Source organism: Achromobacter sp. RTa (assembly GCF_000757485.1).
Taxonomy (GTDB): Bacteria; Pseudomonadota; Gammaproteobacteria; order Burkholderiales; family Burkholderiaceae_B; genus Achromobacter.
In genome coordinates, this window is the sequence record NZ_JPYO01000047.1 from 64,451 (window position 1) to 90,358 (window position 25,908).

Consider the following 25,908-nt stretch of genomic DNA (forward strand, 5'->3'; position numbering starts at 1 on the left):
GATCGGCAGAGGGAGGATGCGCGGGCGACGAGCCCTGGCGCGAGGAAGACGTGGAATTTTTCATGCTGGACATCTCGGTTGAATCTGGAGAGCCCAGACGATAGAAGCCCCGCAATTAAAGAAAAAGTAGGCTACATTTCCTTCTTATGCGGACCAAAATGTCCGTAATCAAGGGAAATGATGGACAGCCTGAATGGCTTTGTCGTGTTCGTGCAGGTGGCCGAAACCCGCAGCTTCGTCGCCGCCGGCCGGCTGCTGGGCGTGTCGGCGTCCGCCATCGGCAAGAGCGTGGCGCGGCTGGAAGAAAAACTGGGCGTGCGCCTGTTCCACCGCAGCACGCGCAGCGTGACGCTGACGGCCGAAGGCGCGCTGTTCCTGGAACGCAGCCGCCGCATTCTGGCCGAGATCGAGGCGGCCGAACTGGAACTGTCGCAAGCGGCAGGCGCGCCGCGCGGACGCTTGCGCGTCAGCCTGCCTCTGGTCAGCGGGCTGGTGCTGCCGGTGCTGGGCGAGTTCATGCGCGAGTATCCCGACATCGAACTCGACCTGGACTTCTCCGACCGACTGGTCGACGTCATCGAGGAAGGCTTCGACGCCGTGGTGCGCACGGGCGCACCAGCCGATTCCCGGCTGTCGGCCCGCCGCCTGGGTTCCTTCCAGATCCTGCTGGTCGCCTCGCCCGCCTACCTGGCAAGCCGGGGCACTCCCAGGACGCCGGCCGATCTGCTGCAGCACAGTTGCCTGCACTACCGCTTTCCCAGCAGTGGCAAGCTGCAGACCTGGGCGCTACGGCAAGCGGCGGACCAGCCGGAACTGCAGTTGCCCGTGTCGATGATCTGCAACAACATCGAAACGCGCACCTGCTTCGCGCTGCAAGGGCTGGGGATCGCCTACCTGCCGGACTTCGCCATCCGCGAATCCTTGGCGGACGGCAGCCTGGTTCCGGTCCTGCCGGGGCAGGTGGAGCGCAGCAACGTTTTCCACATACTGTGGCCCGCCAGCAAGCATCCGTCGCCCAAGGTACGGGCGCTGGTGGACTTTCTGGGTTCGAGAGTGTTCCCGGACGGCAAGGCATCCGGGCCTGCGGGCCGATCCGCGCGGTAGGAAGCTCCGCCGGGCTATCCCACCATGCCCCATGCGCCAGCAAGAAAAACGGGGCGCTGCGCCCCGTTTTCTTCACGCCCTACGCGCCCTTGGCCACCGGACGGGACGAATCGCTGCACCACTCGCTCCACGACCCCGGATACAGGCTCGAACCGGACAGGCCCGCGATCTCCATGGACAGCAGATTGTGGCAGGCCGTGATGCCCGAACCGCACTGATGCACGATGGACGCGGGATCGCGGCCGTCCAGCAGGCTGGCGAATTCGGCGCGCAGCTGTTCGGCCGGCTTGAAGCGGCCGTCGGCCTGGAGATTCTCGCCGTTGGGACGGTTCAGCGCGCCCGGGATGTGGCCGGCAACGGGGTCCATGGGCTCGACCTCGCCGCGGTAGCGGTTGGCCGCGCGCGCGTCGATCACGGTAAACGACGGGCGCGCGATGTTGTCCAGCACGGCCTGGGCGTCCACCGAACCGGCCAGCGAGGGGCCCGGCTCGGCCGGCTGGCCCGCGCGCACGGCGGCAGCGGCTTCGGTCGTGGTGGGCAGGCCGGCGGCGGTCCAGGCCTGCCAGCCGCCGTCCAGCACGGCCGCCTGGCCGTGCCCCAGCCAGCGCAGCATCCACCACAAGTGCGCAGCGTACATGCCGCCGCTGGCGTCGTAGGCCACCACCAGGGTCCGGGGCGTCACGCCGTGGGCGGCCATGAGCGCGCCGAACTCGGCGCGGGACGGCAATGGATGACGGCCATTCTTGCCGGTGCGGGCCGCGGACAGCTCGGTTTCGTGGTCCAGGTAGCGGGCGCCGGGGATGTGGCCGGCCTCATAGGCCTGCCGGCCCGCCGCGTGATTGGTCAGATCGTGGCGCACATCGAACACGCGGACATCGGGCGAGTCCAGACGCTCGGCCAGGCGGGCCGCGGAAATCAGTGTCATCGTCATTCGGTGTGCTCCTGTATGAAATGAGGGCGGCCGCGGGTCAGGCCGCCTTGGGGTCGCGCATGGTGCGCCACACCGACAGCAGGCCCGCGAAAATGATCAGGCCCATGCCAGCCCAGGCCAGGGCGTCGAGATGGTCGCCCCACAGGCCCATGCCCAACAAGGCCGCGAAAATGATGGTGCTGTATTGCAGGGCCGCCGTCAGCAGCGCGGAGCCCATGCCGAACGCCCGCGTCATGGCCAGTTGGCCGAACAGGCCTGCCACCCCCACGCCCACCAGCGAAAGATAGCCCGTCCAGTCGGCCTGGCCCCAGCCCTCGAAAGCCAGCCCGGCAAGGCTGGACACGCACACGGCCACGGAAAAGAACAGCACGGTGCGCCATTCGGGCTCGCCGATGCGGCCCAGCTGGCGGATCTGCATCATGGCGATGGCCGACATGGCGCCCGCCCCCATGCCCAGCAGCGCGGCCAACCATTGGTCGTCGTTGATGCTGGGCCGCAATACCGCGATCACGCCCAGGAAACCCAATGCCACCGCCACGATGCGCACCGGGTCGCGCTGCGCGCCGCCCCAGCCCAGCATCCAACAGGCGATGAAGAGCGGCGCCGTGTAGTTCAGGCTGGTGGCCGTGGCCAGGGGCAGGTGGGAAATGGCGAAAAAGCCCAGCCACATCGAGGTGACGCCGGACAGGTTGCGCCACAGGTGCAACCGCCAGCTGGTCGGGATGATGGACTGGCGGCCGGCACGGGCCCAGATCAGCAGCAGGATGACCGAAGGCAGGCCGCGGAAAAGCACCACTTGCGGCAACGACGCGCCATGCTCGGTACCGAGCTTCACGAACGATCCCATGATGGCGAACATGGCGGACGCCAATAACATCCAGAGAGCCTGCATGGGGGGATCTGCGCTAAGGGAAAGTGAGAGGAAATAGGGGAAAGCGATACTATACTCTCCGTCACCGGAGCGGTGCCGCCGGCTCGGGGAACTGGCGGGCCGCCGCCATGTCGAATTTTGGCAATTCCCGCTCGCAGAGGAACAAAACAACATGAAACGCATCATCCTTTTCGTCATCACCAACCTGGCCGTCATGCTTGTGCTGTCGGCCACGCTGCGCATCCTGGGCGTAGACCGCTACATCACCGCCAACGGTCTGAACCTCAACGCCCTGCTGATCTTCTCGCTGGTGGTGGGCTTCACCGGCGCCATCATCTCGCTGCTGATCAGCAAGCCGATGGCCAAATGGAGCACGGGCGCGCAGGTGCTCGACCCGAACTCACCCCGCAACCAGCGCGAGGCCTGGCTGGTCGACACCGTGCACCAGCTCGCCGACCGCGCCGGCATCGGCCGCCCGGAAGTCGCCATCTATGAAGGCGCCCCCAACGCCTTCGCTACCGGCGCGTTCAAGAACGACTCGCTGGTCGCCGTGTCCACCGGGCTGCTGGAAAGCATGAGCGAAGAGGAAGTCGCCGCGGTGCTGGCCCATGAAGTGGCGCACATCGCCAATGGCGACATGGTCACGCTGACCCTGATCCAGGGTGTGGTGAACACCTTCGTCGTGTTCCTGGCCCGGGTGGTCGGCTACTTCATCGATCGCGCGGTATTCAAGAACGAGCGCGGCGTGGGCGCCGGCTACTACATCACGGTGCTGGTCTGTGAAATCATCTTCGGCGTCCTGGCCTCGATCATCGTCGCCTGGTTCTCGCGCCAGCGCGAATACCGCGCCGACGCAGGCTCGGCCCACCTGATGGGCGCCCGCGAACCCATGATCCGCGCCCTCGCCCGCCTGGGCGGCCTGGAACCCGGCGACCTGCCCAAGTCCTTCGAAGCCTCGGGCATCACCGGCAAGGGCGGCATCGCCGCGATGTTCGCCTCGCACCCCCCGATTCCGGCCCGCATCGCCGCGCTGCAAAACGCCCGCATGATCTGACGGGCGCCTGCCGAACGGTAAAAAGCCCCTTGAGCGCTGCTCAAGGGGCTTTTTACATCTTCAGGCCGCCCCAAGGCGGCGCAGTCCCCTTGAAGGGCAGCAAGCGCACAGCGTGCGCGCAGCGTGGGGGCCCGCGCCGCCGCCAGGCCGCCCTAAGGCGGCGCTGCCCCCTTGGGGGGCAGCAAGCGCGCAAAGCGCGCGCAGCGTGGGGGCCCTACCTCAGCACTCGACGATGTTCACCGCAAGGCCGCCGCGCGCCGTTTCCTTGTACTTCGTCTTCATGTCGGCGCCGGTTTCGCGCATGGTCTTGATGACGGAGTCCAGCGATACATAGTGCTGGCCATCGCCGCGCAGCGCCATGCGCGCCGCGTTCACGGCCTTGATGGACGCCATGGCGTTGCGCTCGATACAGGGAATCTGCACCAGGCCGCCCACGGGATCGCAGGTGAGGCCCAGGTTGTGCTCCATGCCGATCTCGGCCGCATTCTCGACCTGCTCCACCGTACCGCCCAGGGCCGCGGCCAGGCCGCCCGCCGCCATCGAACACGCGACGCCGACCTCGCCCTGGCAGCCGACCTCGGCGCCTGAAAGCGATGCGTTGTACTTGTACAGCAGCCCCACGGCCGCCGCCGTCAACAGGAAATCCCGCACGCCGTCGCGGTTGGATCCCGGCACGAAACGGTCGTAATAGTGCAGCACGGCGGGGATGATGCCCGCCGCGCCGTTGGTCGGCGCCGTGACCACGCGGCCGCCGGCGGCGTTCTCCTCGTTGACCGCCATGGCGTACAGATTGACCCAATCCATGACCGACAGGGGATCCGACAGCGTGCGCTCGGCGCGCTGCGTCAGGTTGCGGTAGAGCTCGGGCGCACGGCGGCGCACGCGCAGGGGGCCGGGCAGTTCGCCGTCAGCTTCGGGGTAATTGATGCCGCAGCCTCGCGATACGCATTCCTGCATCACCTGCCAGATGCGGTCCAGGCCGGCATGCACCTCGGCCTCGTCCCGCCAGGTGAGTTCGTTCCTCATCATCAGTTGGGCCACCGACAGGCCACTTTCGCGGCACATGGACAGCAGCTCCCGGCCCATCCTGAACGGATAGGGCAATTGGTCATGCGCCGCGATGACCTGGCTGTTCGACGCACCGGCCGTCACGACGAAGCCGCCGCCCACCGACAGGTAGCGGGACTCGCGCAGCGGCTCGCCCTCGGCGTCAAACGCGTGAAACTTCATGCCGTTAGGATGCTCCGCCATGGCTTCGCGGCGGTAGAACATCATGTGTTCCTTTTCCACGAAGGGGACAGGGTAGCGCCCCAGCAGCGGCAATTGGCGGCTGGCCCGCACCGACGCGATCATCCCGGAAATGGCGGCGGGATCCACGGTGTCGGGGGCTTCGCCCATCAGGCCCAGCAGCACGCCCTTGTCGGTGCCGTGGCCCTTGCCCGTGGCGCCCAGCGACCCGTAGAGCTCGGCGCGCACGGAAGCCACGCGCGGCATGAGGCCGTCGCGCTCCAGTCCCTGGGCGAACAACAGGGCCGCCCGCATGGGCCCCACCGTATGGGAGCTAGACGGGCCTATGCCTATCTTGAACAGGTCGAATACGGAAACCGCCACGCAAAACTCCAGTACATCTGACGAATGGTCAGGCAATGATACGCGCTGCCCATGACGCGCGCAGCAAAGCCCTGGCGGGCGTATGCTGTATTGCGGGGACAGGTTCCCCAGCCCTGTCCCCGCATGCGATCATTACAGAATTATTTCTTGTCATAAAAAGAATGGAAACACCCCAGGATGTCCGGACTTATCACGCTGCTTGACTTCGCCGGCTACGTCGCCCTCCTGCTTTGGGGCGTGCACATGGTCCAAACGGGCGTGCAACGCGCCTTCGGGGCCGCGCTCGGCGCGGCGCTGGGCCGGGCGCTGGGCACCCGCTTGCGGGCCTTCGCCGCCGGCCTGGGCATCACCGCCGCCTTGCAGAGCAGCACCGCCACGGGCCTGATGATCACCGGCTTCGCGGCCGGCGGGGTCGTCAGCCTGGTGCCGGCGCTGTCCGCCATGCTGGGCGCCAACGTGGGCACCACGCTCATCGTCCAGCTGCTGTCGTTCGACCTGACCTCGCTCGCCCCCATCCTGATCCTGGCGGGAGTCTGGATGTTCCGCCGCTATCCGCCGGGACGCACTCGCGACCTGGGCCGGGTATTCATCGGCCTGGGCCTCCTGTTGCTGTCCCTGCACCAGCTGGTCGAACTGTTCCAGCCCTTCCAGACCGCGCCGATGCTGGGCATGATCCTGGAGGCGCTGTCGACCCAGCCGGTCGCCGCCGTGCTGCTGTCGGCCGCCTTCACGTGGGCGGCGCACTCCAGCGTGGCCGTGGTCGTGCTGGTGATGTCGCTGGCCACCCACCACATGGTGGCGCCGCACGTGGCGTTCGCGCTGGTGCTGGGCGCCAACCTGGGCACCGCCATCAACCCCATGATCGAAGGCGTCACCGGAGACGACCCCGCCGCGCGCCGCCTGCCGCTGGGCAACCTGCTTACCCGGGTGATCGGCGTGCTGGCCGGACTGATCCTGCTGCCCTACCTGCAACCGCTGATGAGCGACCTGGCAAACGACCCCGCCCGCGCGGTAGCCAACTTCCACACGCTGTTCAACGCCGTCATCGCCCTGGTGTTCCTGCCGCTGCTGACACCCTACGCCGCCCTGCTCACCCGCTGGCTGCCCAAGCGCGCCGATCCGAACGATCCTTCCCGCCCCCAGTACCTGGACGAATGGGCCCACGACGTGCCCGCCGTCGCCCTGGGCAACGCCGCGCGTGAAGGCCTGCGCATGGCCGACATGCTGCAGACCCTGCTGCTATACGCCCGCGCGGGCTTCAAGCGCGACAACCGCCACCGCATGGTGCAGGCGCGCCAGCTGGACAGCGCCCTGGACAAGCTGGAAAACGCCATTACGACCTACCTGGCCACGCTGGACCAGGAAAACATGACGCGCGAGGATCTGCAGCGCCTGGACGACATCCTGGCCTTCATCAGCAACGTCGGCCATGCGGGCGACATCGCCCACCACGGCCTGCTCAGCCACGTCGCCAAGCTGCGCAAACAGGGCTGGACCTTCTCGCCGGAACAGCGCGCGAACCTGGATGAAACGCTGGGCCAGCTCATCGCCAACCAGCGCACGGCCGCCGCCCTGTTCGTCAACGACGACCTGCGCCAGGCTCGCTCTCTGGCGGGCGAAAAGGCGCGCTTCCGCACGATAGAAACCACCGCCGCGGACACGCATCTGCAAAAAATCAAGGCCGGCGAGGTCGACGCGGCCGAAGTGGGCGCGCTCTACCTGGACATCCTGCGCGACATGAAGGGCATCAACTCGCACCTGGTGGGCGCCGCGGCCTATCCCCTGCTCGCCCGCCACGGCGAGCTGCTGCCCAGCCGCCTGCGCGAAGCGGGAAATTGAAGAGAGCCCCCACGCTGCGCGCGCTTTGCGCGCTTGCTGCCCCCCAAGGGGGCTGCGCCGCCTTAGGGCGGCCTGGCGGCGGCGCCGGCCCCCACGCTGCGCGCGCTTTGCGAGCTTGCTGCCCCCCAACGGGGCTGCGCCGCCTTAGGGCGGCCTGGCGGCGGCGCCGGCCCCCACGCTGCGCGCGCTTTGCGCGCTTGCTGCCCCCCAACGGGGCTGCGCCACCTTAGGGCGGCCTGGCGGCGGCGCGGGCCCCCACGCTGCGCGCGCTTTGCGAGCTTGCTGCCCCCAAAGGAGCTGTGCCCGCTTTAGGGCTCCCCGCCAGCGGCGCGGGTCCCGACGCTGCCCTCCGAGAGTAGTGTCTGACACCCGTACGAGATGCTCATCCAGGCTGGAAGCGGTGTTCCCGGGTGTCAGACACCCGCCCCGCACGAGACACCTGCACTACAGATAGCGCTTGAACCAGTCCAGCATGCGCTGCCAGCCGTCCTTTGCCGCCTCGGCCTTGTAGCTGGGCCGGTAGTCCGCCAGGAAGGCGTGGTCAGCATCGGGGTACACCACGAATTCCGAGCGCTTGGCGTTGTCGTTGCCTGCGGCCAGCTTGGCCTTCATGGTTTCGACGTCGGCCAGCGGGATGCTGGCGTCCTTGGCGCCGTACAGGCCCAGGACCGGAGCGTGCAGCTCGTTCACCACGTCGAAAGCCACGCGCTTGATCAGAGGGCCATGGCCCACGCTGAGCTTGCCGTACCAGGCCACGGCGGCCTTCACGTCCGGATTGCGCGCCGCGTACATCCAGGTCAGGCGCCCGCCCCAGCAGAAACCCGTCACCGCCACGCGCTTGGCGTCCCCGCCGTGCTGGGCGGCCCAGGCCACGCTGGCGTCCAGGTCGGCGTAGACCTGCTCGTCCGGTACCTTGCTGACCAGTTCCGAGATGAGCTTGGGGATATCGGTGTAGGCCGAGGCGTCGCCCTGGCGCTCGTACAGGTTCGCGGCCACGGCCAGGTAGCCCGCCTTGGCCACGCGGCGGCACAAATCCTTGATGTGCTCGTGCACGCCGAAGATCTCCTGCACCACCAGCACGATGGGCAGGTCACGCTTGCCTTCGGGCGCGGCGTAGTAGGCGTCGATCGATCCGTCGGCCACGGGCAGCCTGAAATCCCCGTGGACCAGTCCCTGGGTGTCCGTATGGATCACGGTGGGAGCGACATTGCCGGCTGCGGCGGAAAAACTCATGGAGAACTCCTGTGTTGGGTCGACAAGGCCGGATATCCAAGATCGTCCTAGTGCCGGTGGACATGCTCCGAGTGAGGCGCCTCCACGCCCGCTTCGGCGCCATGGTCGTGCCCATGGTGCATCAGCGTCGTCACACTGTAGATCAGCGCCACGCCCACCCCGACCAGCAGCAACTGCGGGACGGCGTCGGACAGGGATACCCGCTCGTGCATCTGCGGCATCAGGTCGGCCACCGAGATATAGAGGAAGCTGCTCGCGGCAACCACCAGAATATACGGAACCCAACCCTGCGCCTGCTGCAGCACGAAGTACCCTATTATGCCGCCCACGGCTGAACACAAGCTGGTGAACAGGATCAGGGCGAAGGCGCGGCGGCGCGCCAGTCCCGCGTTGAGCAGCACGACGAAATCGCCAAGCTTGTGCGGCACTTCGTGGATGATGATGGACGCGGCCGTCAGCACGCCGAGCAGCGGGTCCGTCAGGAAAGCCGCGGCCACCAGGACGCCGTCGCACAGGTTGTGCAGCGAGCTGCCGATCAGGATCAGCACGCCGCCGCGGCCCGCTTCGTGGCGGTCGTGCCCCTTGTGGTGGTGATGGCCGTCGCCCTCGTGATGGTGGCTGTGCCGTAGCAGCGCGATCTTCTCCAGCACGAAGAAGCCGATCAAGGACGCCAGCATCAAGCCGAAGAGCACATGGGCGTCGGCCACGCCGGTCTCGAATGCTTCCGGCAAGAGATGCAGCAGGGCTACCGACAGCAGCACCCCCACCGAAAGGCTCACCATGTGGTGCAGGTATTGCGCGAAGACCTTGTAGGCCAGCCAGCTGGCGACAAGCACCGCGATGAGCCCGCCTGTGACGGTGGCGAGCAGGACCCAGAGCAGCAACATTTTGGGGGACGTATTTATAGGCGGGGGAAGCGCAACATTATATTGTTGCAATCCCAAAAGCGGAAATGGGCCGCCCCAGGGGCGGCCCATCGATCGGCCAGCGCGGAGGCCTGCCCTAGTGGGCCTGCTCCCAGTTCTTGCCTACGCCCACTTCGGCGACGAGCGGCACGCGCAGGGTGGCCACGTCGCACATCAGGCCGGGCAGCGTGGCCTTGACCAGCTCCAGTTCGGCGTCCGGCGCTTCCAGCACCAGTTCGTCGTGCACCTGCATGATCATGCGCGTCTGGAGCTTTTCGGCGTCCAGCCAGTTTTGAACCGCAACCATGGCCATCTTGATCAGGTCGGCCGCGGTGCCCTGCATGGGCGCATTGATGGCCGCGCGCTCGGCCGCCTGGCGGCGCGGACCTGACCCGCCCCGAATTTCCGGCAATTGCAGCCGGCGGCCGAAGACGGTTTCCACATAGCCTTGCTCGCGTGCGCGCCGGCGGGTGTCGTCCATGTACATCGCCACGCCCGGATAACGGGCGAAATACCGGTCGATGTAGGCTTGCGCGGCGTCGCGCGTAATACCCAGGTTGGACGCCAGGCCGAACACCCCCATGCCGTAGATCAGGCCGAAGTTGATGGCCTTGGCCGCGCGGCGCTGCTCCGCGGATACATCCGCCAGCGCCACGCCGAACACCTCCGACGCCGTGGCGCGGTGGATGTCCTCGCCCGCGGCAAAGGCGCGCTGCAGGTTGGCGTCGTCCGAGACGTGCGCCATGATGCGCAGCTCGATCTGCGAATAGTCGGCCGACAGCAACATGCCCTGCTCGGCCACGAACGCCTCGCGCACGCGGCGCCCGGCCTCGGTGCGCACCGGGATGTTCTGCAGATTGGGATCGGACGAGGCCAGGCGCCCCGTGATCACGGCGGCCTGCGAATAGTGCGTGTGCACGCGCCCCGTATCCGGATTGATCATGCGCGGCAGCTTGTCCGTGTAGGTGGACTTCAGCTTGGATAGGCCGCGGTACTCCAGCAGGACCTGCGGCAACGGGTAATCCTGGGCAAGCTTGCTCAGCACTTCCTCGTCGGTGGAGGGCGCGCCGCTGGCGGTCTTGCGCACCACCGGCAACTCCATGCGGCCGAACAGGATCTCGCCCAGCTGCTTGGGGGAATTCAGGTTGAACGGCTGTCCCGCCAGGGCGTACGCCTTCTGTTCGAGCTGGAGCATCTCCTGGCCCAGCTTGTGGCTCTGCCGCCCCAGCTCGGCGGCATCCACCTTGACGCCGTTGCGCTCGATCGTGGTCAGCACCGCCGACACCTGCATTTCCAGCAGATAGATGCGGTTCAGCCCCTGGTCGGCCGCCACCATCGGACGCAGCACCTGGTGCAATTGCAGGGTGAAATCCGCATCCTCGGCGGCATAGTGGCCGGCCTTGTCGACCGCCACCTCGTCGAAGCCGATCTGCTTGGCGCCCTTGCCGCACAGGTCCTCGTAGGACACGCCGCTACGGCCGAGATAGCGCTGGGCCAGATCGTTCAGGCCCACGCCACGGTGCGACTCCAGCACATAAGCCTGCAGCATGGTGTCCTCGGCCACGCCGGACAGCCGGATGCCTTCGTTGGCGAACACGTGCGTATCGTACTTGGCGTGGTGCAGCAGCTTGGCGCGCGTAGCATCCTCCAGCCACGGCTTCAGCCGCGCCAGCACCTCGTCCTTGGGCAATTGGGCCGCGCCATCCGGGCCGCGGTGGGCAACCGGGATGTAGCACGCCACGCCAGGAGCCACCGCCAGCGACATGCCCACCAGGCGGGCCTGCATTTCGTCCAGCGACGTGGTCTCGGTGTCCAGCGCTACCAGCGACGCTCCTTCCAGCCGTTCCATCCAGGCGTCGAAAGCAGCCCAATCCGAAAGGATCTGGTAGTCCAGCTCCGTGGGCGCGGCGGGCGCGTCGTGAGCGATGCGCGCGTCTCCCGCGGGCACGCGTTCGACGTCGCCGGTCAGCTCGCGCAGCCAGGTGCGGAAGCCGTAGCGTTCGTAGATTTCGGTCAGTGCGGCGTCGTCGCGCGGACGGGGCGTCAGGTCGTCGACGCCATCGACGTGGCCAGCCAGGTCGCAATCGCATTTCACGGTCAACAGCTGGCGCGTGAGGGGGAACTTGGGAATGGCGTCGCGCAGATTGTTGCCTGCGACGCCCTTGATCCCGTCCGCACCTTCGACCAGCTTTTCGATGGAGCCGAATTCCGTAATCCATTTGGCGGCCGTCTTCGGGCCCACCTTGGTCACGCCAGGGACGTTGTCCACCGTATCGCCCACCAGCATCAGGTAATCGACGATGCGGTCGGGCGGAACGCCGAACTTGTTCACCACGCCGGGCTCATCCAGCACTTCCCCGCTCATGGTATTGACCAGGGTGACATGGCTGTTCACCAACTGCGCCAGGTCCTTGTCGCCGGTGGACACGATGGTGTGCACGTCGTGCTCGGCGGCCCGCTTGGCCAGAGTGCCGATCACGTCGTCGGCTTCGACCCCCTCGATGGCCAGCACCGGCCAGCCCAGCGCACGCACCGCGCGATGGATGGGCTCGATCTGCGACGCCAGGTCTTCCGGCATGGGAGGACGATGGGACTTGTACTCAGGGTAGATATCGTCCCGGAACGTCTTGCCGCGGGCATCGAAAATACATGCGGCATACTCTGCCTTATGATCAGATACAAGCTTGCGCAGCATATTCACCACGCCGTAGAGCGCACCCGTGGGTTCGCCTTGCGCGTTGCGCAAATCAGGCATAGCGTGGAAAGCGCGGTACAAGTAACTTGAACCGTCGACCAGTAATAAGGTTTTTTTCATGGTTACAAAGGCAGATATGGCAATAGCCGCGGAAACACCCGCCAACAAACAAATTCCGCTGATTATGTCAGAGATACGGACGGCGGCAGAAAAGCTCGCGAACATCGGGCCTGCGGTCAGTGTCTTCGGAAGTGCGCGAGTCAGCCGTAATTCCCCTCACTACGAAACCACCATCGCGATCTCGGCCGCCCTGGCCGAAGCCGGATTCGCGGTAATCGCCGGTGGCGGTCCCGGCATCATGGAGGCAGCCAACAAGGGCGCGTTCGAAGCAGGCGGCACCAGCATCGGGCTGAACATCAGCCTGCCGCACGAAGCCCACAACAACGAATACCAGACCATCAGCCTTTCTTTCGAGTACTTTTTCTCCCGCAAGGCTACGTTTTTCATGCACAGCTTCGCCTATGTGGCGATGCCTGGCGGTTTCGGCACCCTGGATGAACTCTTCGAAGCGTTGACGCTCATCCAGACCGGCAAGGTCCCGCCCGCCCCTATCGTACTGGTGGGCAGCGAATACTGGTACGGCCTGGTCGATTGGCTGGGCAGTCAGGTGCTGGCCAATGGCATGATCGGCGCGCACGACCTGGATCTTTTCATCATCGAGGACGATCCGGTCAAGGTGGTGCGCAAGGTGGTGGAATTCCACACCAAGGTCAATTCCGACGCGCAATACGCGCCGTCCCTGCCGGCCTGAACCGGACACCGGCCATCCCCAGGGATGGCCGCGTCGACCCTCGCATGAACCAGGACGGCGCAGGGCAGTGTCTGCCGCCGGGGAGCGCCCGACGCCCCTACCAGATGCACGTTCTGGGAGATGCAGTGTCTGACACCCATACGAGATGCCCGTCACGCTGAAACCAGCGCTCCTGGGTGTCTGACACCCGGGAAGCATCGGTTTCAACCCGGAAGCACGTCTCGTACGGGTGTCAGACACTTGCGCGAGCCAGCGCGTGACCTGGTGTCTGACACCCGGGAAGCATCGGTTTCAACCCGGAAGCGCGCCTCGTACGGGTGTCAGGCACTTGCGCAAGCCAGCGCGTGACCTGGTGTCTGACACCCGTACGAGATGCCCGTCACGCTGAAGCCAGTTCTCCTGGGTGTCTGACACCCGGGAAGCATCGGTTTCAACCTGGAAGCGCGTCTCGTACGGGTGTCAGACACTTGCGCGTGCCAGCGCGTGACCTGGTGTCTGACACCCGTACGAGATGCCCGTCACGCTGAAGCCAGTTCGCCTGGGTGTCTGACACCCGGGAAGCATCGATTTCAGCCCGGGAGGGCCGCTCGTACGGGTGTCAGACACTTGCGCAAGCCATAACGCGACTGACACCCATACGGAAGATCCGCCTCGCTTCCCTACCCTTTTCGCATGAACGACGGCAGCACATCCTCAGGGATAGGGCAGACATAAGGCTGTCCGCGCCGGGTTTCCATCAGTTCGGCCTTGGCGCGCGCCAGGTCCTGCGGGCGGGAATAGAGATCGGCGGCGGTTGCCGCGATGATCTTGGCCGCGTGCACCATGCCCTTGTGCGCCATGGACATCTTTCCCTGCGCCACCATCTGCCAGGAATGGAAAGGCGTGCCGTAGGCGTAGCACGCGCCCCAGCATTGCGCGGTAGGCGTGACCCAGCTCACGTCGCCGACATCGGTGGATCCGTAGGTGATCTCGATCTTGCCCGGCTGGTAGGGCGCCACGCCCTGGAACAGCGGCGTGGGATTGCGCAGCACCGCGCCCAGGTTCTTGCCGGCGTTGTCGATGTCGTCCTCGGAGATCGCATCCCACATGCGGCGCGCGGACTGCTGCTCGCCTTCCGTGTAGGCGGGTCCTTGCAGCGCCTGCATGTTGGCGTACATGATCTCGTTGAGCACCCCATTGGGGATGTAGTTCGAGCACGCCTTGTCGAAGACGATCTCCAGTTCGCATCCCGTCATCAGCGCCGCGCCGCGCGCCACGTTCTGCACGCGCCCGTACAGTTCGGCCGCCTGGGAATTGATGGGCGCGCGCACCAGGTACAGCACTTCCGCCCGCGCCTGCACCACATTGGGCGAAATCCCGCCGCTATTGGTCACGGCGTAGTGCACCCGGGCATCCGGCACCATGTGCTCGCGCAGGTAGTTCACGCCCACGTTCATCAGCTCGACCGCGTCCAGCGCGCTGCGGCCCAGGTGCGGCGAGTTCGCCGCATGCGCGGCGATGCCGCGGAAGCGGAAATAGGCCTGGATGTTGGCCAGCGAGGACTGGTGGAATATCCCCGTGTGCGAAGCCGGATGCCAGGTCAGCGCCGCGTCCAGATCGTCGAACAGGCCCGCCCGCGCCATGAAGGTCTTGCCCGATCCGCCCTCTTCCGCCGGACAGCCGTAGAAACGGATGGTGCCGGGCAGCCCGTTGGCCTCCAGGAATTCCTTCACCGCCACCGCAGCGAAATGCGCGGCCGTGCCCAGCAAATGATGGCCGCAGCCGTGGCCGTTGCCGCTGGGCGTTTCCGGCGAGGGCATGCAGGCGTACGCCCCGCTTTCCTGGCTCAGCCCGGACAGCGCGTCGTACTCGCCCAGGATGCCGATCACCGGGCCGCCGTTGCCGGCCTCGGCCACGAATGCGGTGGGAATGCCGGCGGCGTCCCGCGTAATGCGGAAGCCCGCCTCTTCCAGCATCGCGATGTGCAGTTCGGCGGACTTGTGCTCGTCGTAGCGCAATTCCGCCAGGCTCCAGATGCGGTCGCTCAGATCCGCGTAACGCTCGCTGCGCGCGTCGATGAACGGCGCGAGTTTGTCGATGGCACCCATGGTTTCTCCTGTGGCTGGTGTCGTGTGAGCCGGCTGCCGCGGGCGAGGGCCCTGCTGCGCCGCCAGGAGCCGGACCTCCAATAAAAAGCCCCGCTGCACCCGCCTTGCGGGTTTGCTGCCCCCAAGGGGCGTTTTTGTCTTGGGGAGGCCCGGCGGGAAAAGCCCTGCCTACTCGTCTAGCTTGATTCCGGCAGTTTCAATGATTTTCCGGTTGGCGGCCAGCGTCCGCGCAATGCGTTCGGCGAAGGCCTGCTGCGTGCCCGCGTCGGGCTGCGCGCCCAGGGTGGCCAGGCGCTGCACCAGCGCGGGATCGGCCAACGCGCGGCCCACGGCCAGGTTCAAGCGCTGCACGGCGGCGTCGGGCGTCCCTGCGGGCGCGACCAATCCGAACCAGGTCTGGCCCAAGGCGTTCAACTGCGGGTAGCCCAGCTCCGCCAAGGTGGGCAGCTCCGGCATGTCCGGCAGCCGCGCGGGCGCAGACACGGCGATCGCGCGCAGCTTGCCGGCCTTGATCAGCGATTGCGCCGAGGCGTACTGGTCCTGCTGCACCTGCACTTCCCCGCCCACCGCCGCCGTCAGCGCCGGCCCCATGCCGCGGTACGGCACGTGCAGCACGTCCACCTTCAGATCGGCGTTCATGGCCGCCAGGTTCAGGTGCCCCAGCGAACCCACTCCCGGCGAACCGTAGGAATACTTGCCCGGGTGCGCCCGCAGTTCGGCCAGGAACTGCGCGAAATCCTGCGCGGGGAATGCGGGGTTCACCATCCACACCACGGGGACCGTCGCCACCGAGGCCACCGGCGTCAGTTGCGTCGCCGGATCGACCCGCTTGGTGCCGTACAGCAGCGGGTTGACGGCCATTGTGCTGACCGTCGCCATGCCCAGCGTATAGCCGTCCGCTTCGGCTCGCGCCACGGCTTCCGTTCCGATGAGGCCGCCGGCGCCGGCGCGGTTTTCCACCACTACGCTTTGGCCCAGCTCCTTGCGCAGACCGTCCGCCACCGCGCGGGCCAGCACGTCCGTGGATCCGCCCGGCGCGAAGGGCACGATGAGGCGTACCGGCTGGGACGGGTACATCCCCTCGGCGGCGGCCAGGGAACACGCGCCAATGGTTACGGCGCAGACAAGGATATGCAGCAGGCGGTACTTCATGAACGGGCCACTCCTTGGGGAAGGAAGCTTTGAAAGGAATCGCTGCATTGTGGCGAGGGCATATCCTTATTTCAAATACATTAATGCGTAGATATATTCATATTTTGAATATCTAGAATCGCCCTCATGGACGTCGCTCCAGCCACTCTCCTGGCCCGCCTGCTCGCCAAAGGCCGCCTGCGCCACCTCCAGCTGCTCGCCGGCATCGCCGAACTCGGCAGCATCCAGCAGGCCGCCGGCCACATCGGCATGAGCCAGCCCGCGGCCACGCATGCGCTCGCCGACATCGAAGAGCTGCTGGGCGTGCGCCTGTTCGAGCGCCACGCGCGCGGCATGCGGCCCACGCACAGCGGCCAGCTCATGGCGGAATGCGCGCAGGGCATGCTGACGACCCTGCGGGCCTCCACCGACTCCGTCGCCGCCCTGCGCCGAGGCGCCACCGGCTATCTGCGTGTGGGCGCCATTCCGGCGGCCAGCGGCGGCCTGCTGGCCGAGCGCCTGCCGGCCTACATGACGGCACGCCCGGAACTGCAGGTCGAAATCGTGGAAGGCAGCCGCGAGCAACTGCTGCCGCAGGCAGCCAACGGCAGCCTGGACATGCTGCTGTGCCGGCAGCCGGACGCAGTCCCCACGGGCCTGCAATTCGTGCCGTTGCAGCAGGACGAGGCCGTGATCGTCGCCGCGCCGGGCCATCCCTTGCTGAAAGTCGGCGACGCGCCCACGCCAGCGGAAGTCGCTCGCCAGCTCTGGATCGAACCGCGCCCCGAACTGGCCATCCATGCGGTATTCAAGGCATTCTTCGAACACGCCGGCGTCGTTCCGCGCCTGTGCAGGCTGGCCAGCGCCGCCCCGCCCATGCCGCTTCTGATCGCCGTCATGCAGGCCCAGCAGGCCCTGGCGATGGCGCCGCTGACCCTGGCCAACTGGTACATCCAGCGCGGGCACTTCCAGCGCCTGTCCATCGCCTCGCCGGGCTCGTTCCAGCCGATAGGCGCGGTCGTCCGCGACCGCGGCCCCGGCCGGGACTTCCTGGAGTGGCTGAGCCGCTAGGGCTCATCCAGGCCTGGCCGCGAACTCAAAAAAAACCGCCTCCCCATGAGGAGGCGGTCTTGTTGCCGCGCATAAAAGGGGCGATCGCCCCTCTCATCAAACGGCGGCTTCGCGAGCCGCGCGCTTGCGCTCGTTTTCGAGCAGGTAGCGCTTGCGCAGACGGATCGACTTGGGCGTGATTTCCACCAGTTCGTCGTCGTCGATGAACTCGACTGCGTACTCAAGCGACATCTGGATCGGCGGAACCAGGCGCACGGCTTCGTCGGTGCCCGAGGCGCGCACGTTGGTCAGCTGCTTGCCCTTGATGGGGTTCACGACCAGGTCGTTGTCGCGGCTGTGGATGCCGATGATCATGCCTTCGTACAGCGCGTCGCCCGGGCTGACGAACATGCGGCCGCGATCCTGCAGCTTCCACAGCGCGTAGGCCACGGCGTCGCCATGGTCCTGGCTGATCAGCACGCCGTTGCGGCGCTCGCCGATCGAGCCTTCCTTGATGGGCGCGTATTCGTGGAAGATGTGGCTCATCAGGCCGGTGCCGCGCGTCAGCGTCAGGAATTCGTTCTGGAAACCGATCAGGCCGCGGGCCGGAATCAGGTATTCCAGGCGGGTGCGGCCGCGGCCGTCCGGCTGCATGTCCTGCAGATCGCCCTTGCGGCGGCCCAGCTCTTCCATCACGCCGCCCTGGTGGGCGTCTTCGACGTCGATGGTCAGGGACTCGAACGGCTCGCACTTCACGCCGTCGATCTCCTTGAACACCACGCGCGGGCGCGACACGGCCAGCTCATAGCCTTCACGGCGCATCGTTTCCAGCAGAATCGTCAGGTGCAGTTCACCGCGGCCCGACACTTCGAACACCGTGTCGTCGCCCGTGTCGCGCACGCGCAGCGCCACGTTGGACTTCAGTTCGCGGTCCAGGCGGTCGCGCAGCTGGCGGCTGGTCACGAACTTGCCTTCGCGGCCGGCCAGCGGCGAGGTGTTCACCATGAAGTTCATGGTCAGGGTGGGCTCGTCGATGCGCAGCATCGGCAGCGCTTCCTGCGTCACCGGATCCATCACCGTGCAGCCGATGCCCAGTTCCTCGATACCGTTGACCAGCACGATGTCGCCGGCTTCGGCCTCATCCACCACCACGCGCTCCAGCCCATGGAACTTCAGCACCTGGTTGATGCGACCGCGGCCGCCCTGGCCCTCGGGACCGAACTTGTAGGCCACTTCCATGCCGGGGCGCATGCGGCCGCGGTTGATGCGGCCCACGCCGATCTTGCCGACGTAGCTGTTGTAGTCCAGCGAGATGATCTGCATCTGCAGCGGACCGTTGGGATCGTCGTCGCGCTGCGGCACATGCTCGAGAATGGCTTCGAACAGGGGGCGCATGTCGCCCTCGCGCACGTCCGGGTTCAGACCGGCGTAGCCCGACAGGCCCGAGGCGTACACCACAGGGAAGTCCAGCTGCTCATCGGTGGCGCCCAGCTTGTCGAACAGGTCGAACGTGGCGTTGATGACGAAATCGGTGCGGGCGCCCGGGCGGTCCACCTTGTTGACCACGACGATGGGCTTCAGGCCCAGGGCCAGCGCCTTGCGGGTCACGAAGATGGTCTGGGGCATGGGGCCTTCGACCGCGTCCACCAGCAGCAGCACGCCGTCCACCATGGACAGCACGCGTTCGACTTCGCCGCCGAAGTCCGCGTGTCCCGGGGTGTCGATGATGTTGATGTGCGTGCCTTGGTATTCAACGGCACAGTTCTTGGCCAGGATGGTGATCCCGCGCTCTTTTTCCAGGTCGTTCGAGTCCATGACCCGTTCGGTCAGCGCCTGGTTTTCGCGGAAGGTGCCGGATTGGCGCAGCAGCTGGTCGACCAGGGTCGTTTTACCGTGGTCGACGTGGGCGATGATGGCGACGTTGCGCAGGGCGCGAGTCATAGCTAGTCCTTTAAGGTCAGGTGGCGGGCAGCAAGCCCGCCGGCAATTCGTTCAATGCAAGCAATGCCTGCTTGGGGTCTGGCATGGCCTGCAAGGCTTCCAGCGCAACGGCGCGTTCCAGAGAGAAGGGCCCGACGTGCGTGCGCCGCAGCGCCGTCAGGTGGGCGTAACAGCCCAGCACGCGCCCGATGTCCTGGGCCAGAGTGCGGATGTATGTGCCTTTACTGCATGCCACATCGATCTCTGCCTGCGTTCCGCTCAGGGATAGCAGTTCGATGCGGTAAATCGTGACCTGGCGCGGCGGCCGCTCCAGCTCGATGCCGGCGCGCGCGTACTCGTACAAGGGCTTGCCATCGCGCTTGAGCGCCGAATACATGGGCGGAATCTGTTCGATCGTGCCCGAGAAACGTGACAGCGCTTCGCGCAGCGCCTGCTCGTCCACGGCGAAGCCGGGCTCGGCGGTGGACACCACGTTGCCTGTCAGGTCGCCGGAGTCGGTTTCCGACCCAAATTGCAGCGTAGCGCGATATGCCTTGTCGGCGTTGAGCATCGCGCCGGAAATTTTAGTTGCCTTGCCCATGCAGCACACCAGCAGGCCGGTGGCGAAGGGGTCCAGAGTGCCCGTATGGCCGGCTTTCGCCGCATCCATGGCACGTTTGGCGCGCTGCAGCGCGTGGTTGCTCGACAAACCCACGGGTTTGTCGAGCAACAGCACACCGTCGAGCGTAAGCCCGCGTCGTTTAGCCATCGTCGGAATCCGGTAGTAAAGCAGTGACGACAGCCCGATCAGGACTGGTCTTCAGGTTCGTCGGGCACGCCCGAGTGCGGGCCGGGCCGGTTTGCGCGGTCGATCAGGATCGACATTTCGATGCCACGGGCAATCTGCTCGTCGTGGATGAAACGCAAAGTGGGGACAGTGTGAATGTGCAACAGCTTGTAGAGCTGCGAGTGCAGCCAGCCGGCCTTCTCGTTCAGCAAGGTGGTCGCGGCTTCGGGCTCGGCGCCCAAAACCGTGAAATACACCTTCGCGTGCGCGTAGTCGGTCGACAGTTCCACACCAGAGAGCGTGATCAATCCAGCGCGGGTCGTGTCGATCTCGCGCTGGATGATCCCGGCCAGATCCTTCTGGATCTGGTCGGCCAGCCGCAGATTGCGGCCGGGAATGGCTTTGGACTTGTGACGGCTCATTAGAAATAATGCCTCGCGACGCCTTACAGCGTACGCGCGATTTCCTTGATTTCAAAGACTTCCAGCTGGTCGCCCACCTGGATGTCGTTGTTGCCGCGCAGCGTAAGGCCGCAGTCGAAGCCCGACTTGACTTCCTTGACGTCGTCCTTGAAGCGGCGCAGCGAATCGAGCTGGCCGGTCCAGTGGACCACGTTGTTGCGCAGCAGGCGGACCTGCGAGTCGCGACGCACCAGGCCGTCGAGCACCATGCAGCCGGCGATATTGCCGATGCGCGAAATGCTGTAGACCTCGCGGATCTCGACCAGGCCGATGACCTCTTCCTTCTTCTCGGGCGCCAGCATGCCCGACATGGCCGCCTTCACCTCGTCCACGGCGTCGTAGATGATGTTGTAGTAGCGCACATCGATGCCGTTGGTCTCGGCAAGCTTCTTGGCGCTGGCTTCGGCGCGGACGTTGAAGCCGATCACCACGGCGTTCGACGCGATGGCCAGGTTGATGTCGCTTTCCGAGATGCCGCCCACGGCGGCGTGCACGACCTGCACCCGCACTTCGTCGGTCGACAGCTTGGTCAGCGACTGCACCAGCGCTTCCTGCGAACCCTGGACGTCCGTCTTCACGATCAGCGCCAGGGTCTGCGTGCCTTCGCCCAGGTTGTCGAACATGGACTCGAGCTTGGCGGCCTGCTGGCGGGCCAGCTTGACGTCGCGGAACTTGCCCTGGCGGAACAGCGCGATCTCGCGTGCCTTGCGCTCGTCGGACAGAACCATCAGTTCGTCGCCAGCGGCCGGCACTTCGGTCAGGCCCTGGATCTCGACGGGGATGGACGGGCCGGCTTCCTGGATGGGCTTGCCGTTCTCGTCCAGCATGGCGCGCACGCGGCCGAAGCTTGCGCCGGCCAGCACCACGTCACCGCGATGCAGGGTGCCGCTTTGCACCAGGATGGTCGCGACCGGGCCGCGGCCCTTGTCGAGGCGGGCTTCGATCACCAGGCCCTTGGCGGGCGCATCGACCGGCGCCTTCAATTCCAGCACTTCGGCTTGCAGCAGCACGTTCTCGAGCAGGTCGTCGATGCCCTCGCCGGTCTTGGCCGATACCGACACGAACGGCACGTCGCCGCCGTATTCTTCCGGCACCACTTCCTCGGCGACCAGTTCCTGCTTGACGCGGTCGGGGTTGGCGGTGGGTTTGTCGATCTTGGTCATGGCCACGACCATCGGAACGCCGGCGGCCTTCGCGTGGTGGATGGCTTCGCGCGTCTGCGGCATCACACCGTCGTCGGCCGCGCAGACCAGGATGACGATGTCGGTGGCCTTGGCGCCGCGGGCACGCATGGCGGTGAACGCCTCGTGGCCCGGGGTATCCAGGAACGTGACCATGCCGCGCTCGGTCTGGACGTGGTAGGCGCCGATGTGCTGCGTAATGCCGCCGGCTTCGCCCGCGGCGACCTTGGCGCGGCGGATGTAGTCCAGCAGCGAAGTCTTGCCGTGGTCGACGTGGCCCATGACGGTAACGACCGGGGCGCGCGGCAGCATTTCTGCCTCGGTGCCGGCGGCCGATTCGTCCAGGAAGGCTTCCGGATCGTCCAGCTTGGCGGCGATGGCGACGTGGCCCAGTTCCTCGACCACGATCATGGCCGTTTCCTGGTCCAGGACCTGGTTGATGGTGACCATCTGGCCCAGCTTCATCAATTGCTTGATGACTTCGGCCGCCTTGACGGACATCTTGTGGGCCAGGTCGGCCACGCTGATGGTTTCCGGCACGTGGACTTCACGCGCGATGAATTCCTGCGGCGCCGGCTCGTTGCGGCGATCGTTCTGCTGGTTGCGGCCGCCTCGGCCGCCACCCTTGCCGCCCTTGCCGCCGGCACGCCAGCCGTCGCGGCTGGCCGGAGCGGCTGCCTTGTCCGCGGGCTTCTTGCGCGAAGCGTCGTCGGACCAGGTCGAAGCGACTTCGGCCGTCTTGATGGTCTTCTTGTTGCCGGGAGCGGCGGGCTTGGCGTCCTTCTTGGCGCCAGGAGCGCCGGGCTTGCCGGCCGGCTTGTGCAGCGTGCCCGAGATCGGCGCGGCGGCGGGCGCCTCCGGCTCGGGAGCGCGCAGCACCTTGCGCGGGCGATTCAGCATCTCGCGCAGGGCGGCGGCTTCGGCCTCGGCGGCACGGCGGGCTTCATCGCGAGCGGCCGTCGACGAGGCGGAGGCCGCCAGCGGCGGCGCCGCGCGGCGATTGTCGGCGCGGTTGCCCACCTTGGCGGCAGGCTGAGCGGCCGATTGGGGCGCGGCGGCCTTGACGGGTTCGGACTTCGCGGCAGGCTGCTCGGCCTGGGCGGCAGGCGCGGCGGCCTGGGAGGAAGTTGGTTCGGACTTATTGGCTAGCACAACGGGTTCCGGCTTGGCTTCTTCAGCCTTGGGCTCGGTGGATTCGGTCTTGACTTCGGGCTTGGCCTCTTGGGCCACGGGTTCGGCAGGAGCAGGCGCCGGCGTCGGTTCGGGTTCAGGCTGGGCCTGGACCTCGGCGGGTTTCGCCTCGACGGGGGCGGGCACTTCGGCCGCGACGGATTCAACAGGCGCGGGCGCTTCTACCGGCGCGGGCGCTTCTACAGCAGCGGGCTCTTCCGCCTTGGCGGGGGCGGGAGCCTCCGCCTGGACGGCGGGCGCGGCCTCGCGAGGTTCGGCCACGGCAGGAGCCTCGGGGGCAGCCGGCGCGGACACCTGCTGCGCCTCTTCGACGGAGGCTTCATCTTCGGCGCGCGCGGACGCGGCCTGTTCCAGGGCGATTTCGGAGGGATCACGCTTGACGAACACGCGCTTCTTGCGCACTTCGACCTGGATCGTGCGCGAGCGGCCGGTGGCATCGGCCTGCCGGATCTCGGACGTCTGGCGACGCGTCAGGGTGATCTTCTTGCCTTCGGTTGCGCCGTGGGCGCGGCGCAGCGATTCGAGCAATTTCGCCTTGTCGCTGTCGGTGACGGCATCGTCCACCGATTTGAGGTCAACGCCGGCCGAGCGCAGCTGATCCAGCAGCACATTGGCAGGCATTTTCAGCTCGGTAGCGAACTGGGCGACGGTGTTACTCGACATTAGGCTCTCTCTTCCCTATATGCAGCTATTACAAACAACGTGAACTTGCGGAAAGGATGGACGCATCCATCCGCCGCAGACCCGTGTCCTTGGTTATTCTTCGTCGAACCAATGGGCGCGGGCACGCATGATGAGGTCGCTGGCGTCCTGCTCGGTCAAGCCGGCGATCTCCGCCAGTTCGTCCGTCGCCAATTCGGCCAGATCGTCACGCGTATGCACTTGGCGCTCGGCCAGCTTGGCGGCCAGTTCCGGCGTCATGCCTTCGAGTTCAAGCAAATCCTGTGCGGTCTCAAGGCGCTCTTCCTGGGCGATCGCCTCGGTCAGCAGCGCATTGCGGGCACGGGCGCGCAACTCATTGATGGTATCTTCGTCAAACGCTTCGATTTCCAGCAATTCCTGCATGGGAACGTAGGCGATTTCCTCGATACCGGTAAAACCTTCATCGATCAGGATGTCGGCGACTTCCTCGTCGACGTCCAGCTTGCTCATGAACGTGGCGCGCAGGCCCGAACGCTCGACTTCCTGGCGGTTCAGGCTTTCTTCCGGCGTCATGATGTTGATCTGCCAGCCGGTCAGCTCGGAAGCCAGGCGGACGTTCTGACCCTTGGCGCCGATGGCCTTGGGCAGGTTTTCCTCGTCCACAACGACGTCCATCGCGTGCTTGTCTTCGTCGACGACGATGGACTCGACGTTGGCCGGCGCCAGGGCGCCGATGACGAATTGCGCCGGGTCTTCCGACCACAGCACGATGTCGACCTGCTCGCCGCCCAGCTCGTTGCGCACTGCGGTCACGCGCGAACCGCGCATGCCCACGCACGTGCCGATCGGATCGATACGCTTATCGTATGCCACCACGGCGATCTTCGCACGCACGCCGGCGTCGCGGGCAGCCGCCTTGATCTCGAGCAGGCCCTGCTCGATCTCGGGAACTTCGTTCTCGAACAGCTGGCGGATGAACTCGGGCGAGGTGCGCGACAGGATCACCTGCTGGCCGCGCGCGGCGTGGTCGACACGCAACACAAAGGCGCGGACGCGGTCGGCCACCCGGAGGTTTTCCTTCGGGATCATCTCGGAGCGCGGCAGACGCGCTTCGATCTTGCCGGTTTCGATGATGGCGTCGCCCTTGTCCATGCGCTTGATCGTGCCGGACACGATGGTTTCGCCACGTTCCAGGAAATCGTTCAGCACCTGCTCGCGTTCCGCGTCGCGGATCTTCTGCAGAATGGCCTGCTTGGCCGCCTGCGCGCCGATGCGGCCGAACTCGATGGGTTCGAGCGGCTCTTCGATGTATTCGCCTTCCTGGATGCCAGGGACGATTTCCTGCGCGTCCGACAGCATTTCCTGCTTGTCGGGTTCTTGCAGGCCCGCCTCGTCGGGCACGACCAGCCAGCGGCGGAAGCCTTCGTGATCGCCCGTATCCCTATCGATGGCGACACGGATGTCCGCATCATCTTTGAAGCGCTTTTTCATCGCCGAGGCCAGAGCGCTTTCCAGCGCGCCGAACACGACGTCGCGCGTGACGTTCTTTTCACGCGCCAAGGCATCGACCAACAGAAGAATTTCGCGACTCATCGCTTTTTGCCCTTGAAATCCAGAACGGGATCCAGTTTTGCACGTTCGATATCCTCGACCGTGAAATTCAACACCTGGACTTCGTTCTTTTTTGCCTCAAATTCGAGACCGAACACGGTCTTTTGCATCCCAGCAGCCGCGTCGGAGGCTGCGGCGCCCTCTTCGGGCACGGTCAACGTGCCGGAAAAGACCTTGCGTCCGTCCAATGCCTCGCGCAGCTTGATTTCGATGCGCTCGCCTGCGAAACGGCGAAAGTCGGCCTCGTTGCGCAGCGGGCGGTCCACGCCCGGCGAACCGACTTCCAGCCGCTTGTAGTCGATGTTCTCGACTTCAAACACCCGCGACAACTGGCGGGATACCTGCTCACAGTCTTCGATGCGCACACCGCCGACCCGATCGATCGTGACGCGCAAAAGGCCCAGGGCGGCACGCTCGACGTCGACGAGTTCGACGTCCATGCCGGCCAGAGCCTCTTTGGTCAATGCGAATAAATCAGCCATATACTCAAAAAAAATGGGCTGCACGCCCAGCCCACCGTATTGCACAGAGCCCAGCCGCCACCCTACTGCACGTAAGGAGCAATGCTGGGCAGTGCCCTATATTGCGACCTAAATTTTGGCCTGCGCCGCAACGGCCCATCAATCGGGCCGCCCCCGGAAATCCTGAACCACGCTGGGCGGCCTGAGGCAACCATCGGGCTAGGCAAAGACGCGAAAGCCATGAAAACCATTGATTTTACCAGATAAACTGGAAAAACGCCTGATTCGTCACGGGCTTACGTTTATGTGGGACATATCGGACCCGGCGGCGC

The 25,908-nt window shown here is 66.0% G+C and carries 19 protein-coding genes; 5 read left to right on the forward strand and 14 right to left on the reverse strand.

From position 1 onward, the window contains the following. Window positions 1-180 precede the first annotated feature (180 nt). Window positions 181-1,104, forward strand: coding sequence for a LysR family transcriptional regulator (locus JL37_RS29450; RefSeq protein ID WP_043549068.1), 924 nt, complete (start codon window positions 181-183; stop codon window positions 1,102-1,104). Between the two features lie 79 nt (window positions 1,105-1,183). Here the strand turns inward: JL37_RS29450 and JL37_RS29455 are convergent, their stop codons facing one another. Both JL37_RS29455 and JL37_RS29460 read right to left on the reverse strand, forming a co-directional pair. Next, on the reverse strand, window positions 1,184-2,035 hold the full coding sequence (locus JL37_RS29455) for a sulfurtransferase (protein ID WP_043549004.1): 852 nt from the start codon (window positions 2,033-2,035) through the stop codon (window positions 1,184-1,186). A 37-nt stretch (window positions 2,036-2,072) separates the two neighbouring features. Next, complete coding sequence (locus JL37_RS29460) at window positions 2,073-2,927, reverse strand: DMT family transporter (protein WP_043549005.1); 855 nt, start codon at window positions 2,925-2,927, stop codon at window positions 2,073-2,075. Between the two features lie 151 nt (window positions 2,928-3,078). Between JL37_RS29460 and htpX the strand changes: the two genes are divergently transcribed. Further along, on the forward strand, window positions 3,079-3,960 hold the full coding sequence (gene htpX, locus JL37_RS29465) for a protease HtpX (RefSeq protein WP_043549007.1): 882 nt from the start codon (window positions 3,079-3,081) through the stop codon (window positions 3,958-3,960). Between the two features lie 219 nt (window positions 3,961-4,179). Here htpX and JL37_RS29470 read toward each other — a convergent pair whose 3' ends face one another. Continuing rightward, the gene (locus JL37_RS29470) at window positions 4,180-5,571 is read right to left on the reverse strand and encodes an L-serine ammonia-lyase (protein WP_043549009.1); all 1,392 of its coding nucleotides are present in this window, start codon (window positions 5,569-5,571) and stop codon (window positions 4,180-4,182) included. Between the two features lie 177 nt (window positions 5,572-5,748). On the opposite strand from JL37_RS29470, the gene JL37_RS29475 reads away from it, so the two are divergent. Beyond that, window positions 5,749-7,410: a Na/Pi cotransporter family protein gene (locus JL37_RS29475; RefSeq protein ID WP_043549012.1), complete on the forward strand. Its 1,662-nt coding sequence runs from the start codon at window positions 5,749-5,751 to the stop codon at window positions 7,408-7,410. Window positions 7,411-7,854: 444 nt separating this feature from the next. Here the strand turns inward: JL37_RS29475 and JL37_RS29480 are convergent, their stop codons facing one another. The 3 genes from JL37_RS29480 to polA all read right to left on the reverse strand — a co-directional run bounded on the left by JL37_RS29480 (window position 7,855) and on the right by polA (window position 12,363). Then, window positions 7,855-8,643 (reverse strand): dienelactone hydrolase family protein, encoded by a 789-nt coding sequence (locus tag JL37_RS29480; protein ID WP_043549014.1) that lies wholly within the window; start codon window positions 8,641-8,643, stop codon window positions 7,855-7,857. 47 nt (window positions 8,644-8,690) lie between these two features. Further along, window positions 8,691-9,530 carry a ZIP family metal transporter gene (locus JL37_RS29485; protein ID WP_043549015.1) on the reverse strand — a complete coding sequence of 280 codons (840 nt, stop codon included), beginning with the start codon at window positions 9,528-9,530 and terminating at the stop codon, window positions 8,691-8,693. Window positions 9,531-9,645: 115 nt separating this feature from the next. Continuing rightward, window positions 9,646-12,363 carry a DNA polymerase I gene (polA, locus tag JL37_RS29490; protein ID WP_043549017.1) on the reverse strand — a complete coding sequence of 906 codons (2,718 nt, stop codon included), beginning with the start codon at window positions 12,361-12,363 and terminating at the stop codon, window positions 9,646-9,648. Window positions 12,364-12,427: 64 nt separating this feature from the next. Between polA and JL37_RS29495 the strand changes: the two genes are divergently transcribed. Then, the gene (locus JL37_RS29495) at window positions 12,428-13,054 is read left to right on the forward strand and encodes a TIGR00730 family Rossman fold protein (RefSeq protein WP_043549020.1); all 627 of its coding nucleotides are present in this window, start codon (window positions 12,428-12,430) and stop codon (window positions 13,052-13,054) included. A 659-nt stretch (window positions 13,055-13,713) separates the two neighbouring features. On the opposite strand, the gene JL37_RS29500 is transcribed toward JL37_RS29495, so the two are convergent. Together JL37_RS29500 and JL37_RS29505 are read right to left on the reverse strand one after the other, a co-directional pair. Further along, window positions 13,714-15,141, reverse strand: a complete 1,428-nt coding sequence (locus JL37_RS29500; protein ID WP_043549021.1) for a M20 family metallopeptidase — start codon at window positions 15,139-15,141, stop codon at window positions 13,714-13,716. Window positions 15,142-15,309: 168 nt separating this feature from the next. Then, window positions 15,310-16,293 (reverse strand): tripartite tricarboxylate transporter substrate binding protein, encoded by a 984-nt coding sequence (locus tag JL37_RS29505; protein ID WP_043549022.1) that lies wholly within the window; start codon window positions 16,291-16,293, stop codon window positions 15,310-15,312. Between the two features lie 126 nt (window positions 16,294-16,419). Here JL37_RS29505 and JL37_RS29510 point away from each other — a divergent pair, with 126 nt between their 5' ends. Continuing rightward, a complete protein-coding gene (locus JL37_RS29510) occupies window positions 16,420-17,343 on the forward strand; it encodes a LysR family transcriptional regulator (RefSeq protein ID WP_043549024.1) in 924 nt (307 codons plus the stop codon). 96 nt (window positions 17,344-17,439) lie between these two features. On the opposite strand, the gene typA is transcribed toward JL37_RS29510, so the two are convergent. The 6 genes from typA to rimP form a co-directional block, all read right to left on the reverse strand. Beyond that, window positions 17,440-19,263: a translational GTPase TypA gene (typA, locus tag JL37_RS29515; protein WP_043549026.1), complete on the reverse strand. Its 1,824-nt coding sequence runs from the start codon at window positions 19,261-19,263 to the stop codon at window positions 17,440-17,442. 16 nt (window positions 19,264-19,279) lie between these two features. Next, on the reverse strand, window positions 19,280-20,011 hold the full coding sequence (gene truB / locus JL37_RS29520; RefSeq protein ID WP_043549027.1) for a tRNA pseudouridine(55) synthase TruB: 732 nt from the start codon (window positions 20,009-20,011) through the stop codon (window positions 19,280-19,282). A gap of 38 nt (window positions 20,012-20,049) precedes the next feature. Then, entirely contained in the window at window positions 20,050-20,451 is a 402-nt protein-coding gene (rbfA, locus tag JL37_RS29525) for a 30S ribosome-binding factor RbfA (RefSeq protein ID WP_043549028.1), read from the reverse strand. A gap of 23 nt (window positions 20,452-20,474) precedes the next feature. Beyond that, window positions 20,475-23,525, reverse strand: a complete 3,051-nt coding sequence (gene infB, locus JL37_RS29530) for a translation initiation factor IF-2 (RefSeq protein WP_043549029.1) — start codon at window positions 23,523-23,525, stop codon at window positions 20,475-20,477. A 93-nt stretch (window positions 23,526-23,618) separates the two neighbouring features. Next, on the reverse strand, window positions 23,619-25,097 hold the full coding sequence (gene nusA / locus JL37_RS29535) for a transcription termination factor NusA (RefSeq protein ID WP_043549030.1): 1,479 nt from the start codon (window positions 25,095-25,097) through the stop codon (window positions 23,619-23,621). Continuing rightward, complete coding sequence (gene rimP / locus JL37_RS29540) at window positions 25,094-25,597, reverse strand: ribosome maturation factor RimP (RefSeq protein WP_043549031.1); 504 nt, start codon at window positions 25,595-25,597, stop codon at window positions 25,094-25,096. The genes nusA and rimP overlap by 4 nt, the downstream gene beginning before the upstream one ends. Window positions 25,598-25,908: the final 311 nt, after the last annotated feature.

What these genes read in the sequence shown, in the direction of transcription:
- JL37_RS29450 (WP_043549068.1), top strand. Translation starts at nt 181, where the DNA reads ATGGACAGCCTGAATGGCTTTGTCGTGTTCGTGCAGGTGGCCGAAACC.
- JL37_RS29455 (WP_043549004.1), bottom strand. Translation starts at nt 2,035, where the DNA reads ATGACGATGACACTGATTTCCGCGGCCCGCCTGGCCGAGCGTCTGGAC.
- JL37_RS29460 (WP_043549005.1), bottom strand. Translation starts at nt 2,927, where the DNA reads ATGCAGGCTCTCTGGATGTTATTGGCGTCCGCCATGTTCGCCATCATG.
- htpX (WP_043549007.1), top strand. Translation starts at nt 3,079, where the DNA reads ATGAAACGCATCATCCTTTTCGTCATCACCAACCTGGCCGTCATGCTT.
- JL37_RS29475 (WP_043549012.1), top strand. Translation starts at nt 5,749, where the DNA reads ATGTCCGGACTTATCACGCTGCTTGACTTCGCCGGCTACGTCGCCCTC.
- JL37_RS29480 (WP_043549014.1), bottom strand. Translation starts at nt 8,643, where the DNA reads ATGAGTTTTTCCGCCGCAGCCGGCAATGTCGCTCCCACCGTGATCCAT.
- JL37_RS29485 (WP_043549015.1), bottom strand. Translation starts at nt 9,530, where the DNA reads ATGTTGCTGCTCTGGGTCCTGCTCGCCACCGTCACAGGCGGGCTCATC.
- polA (WP_043549017.1), bottom strand. Translation starts at nt 12,363, where the DNA reads ATGAAAAAAACCTTATTACTGGTCGACGGTTCAAGTTACTTGTACCGC.
- JL37_RS29495 (WP_043549020.1), top strand. Translation starts at nt 12,428, where the DNA reads ATGTCAGAGATACGGACGGCGGCAGAAAAGCTCGCGAACATCGGGCCT.
- JL37_RS29500 (WP_043549021.1), bottom strand. Translation starts at nt 15,141, where the DNA reads ATGGGTGCCATCGACAAACTCGCGCCGTTCATCGACGCGCGCAGCGAG.
- JL37_RS29505 (WP_043549022.1), bottom strand. Translation starts at nt 16,293, where the DNA reads ATGAAGTACCGCCTGCTGCATATCCTTGTCTGCGCCGTAACCATTGGC.
- JL37_RS29510 (WP_043549024.1), top strand. Translation starts at nt 16,420, where the DNA reads ATGGACGTCGCTCCAGCCACTCTCCTGGCCCGCCTGCTCGCCAAAGGC.
- typA (WP_043549026.1), bottom strand. Translation starts at nt 19,263, where the DNA reads ATGACTCGCGCCCTGCGCAACGTCGCCATCATCGCCCACGTCGACCAC.
- truB (WP_043549027.1), bottom strand. Translation starts at nt 20,011, where the DNA reads ATGGCTAAACGACGCGGGCTTACGCTCGACGGTGTGCTGTTGCTCGAC.
- rbfA (WP_043549028.1), bottom strand. Translation starts at nt 20,451, where the DNA reads ATGAGCCGTCACAAGTCCAAAGCCATTCCCGGCCGCAATCTGCGGCTG.
- infB (WP_043549029.1), bottom strand. Translation starts at nt 23,525, where the DNA reads ATGTCGAGTAACACCGTCGCCCAGTTCGCTACCGAGCTGAAAATGCCT.
- nusA (WP_043549030.1), bottom strand. Translation starts at nt 25,097, where the DNA reads ATGAGTCGCGAAATTCTTCTGTTGGTCGATGCCTTGGCGCGTGAAAAG.
- rimP (WP_043549031.1), bottom strand. Translation starts at nt 25,597, where the DNA reads ATGGCTGATTTATTCGCATTGACCAAAGAGGCTCTGGCCGGCATGGAC.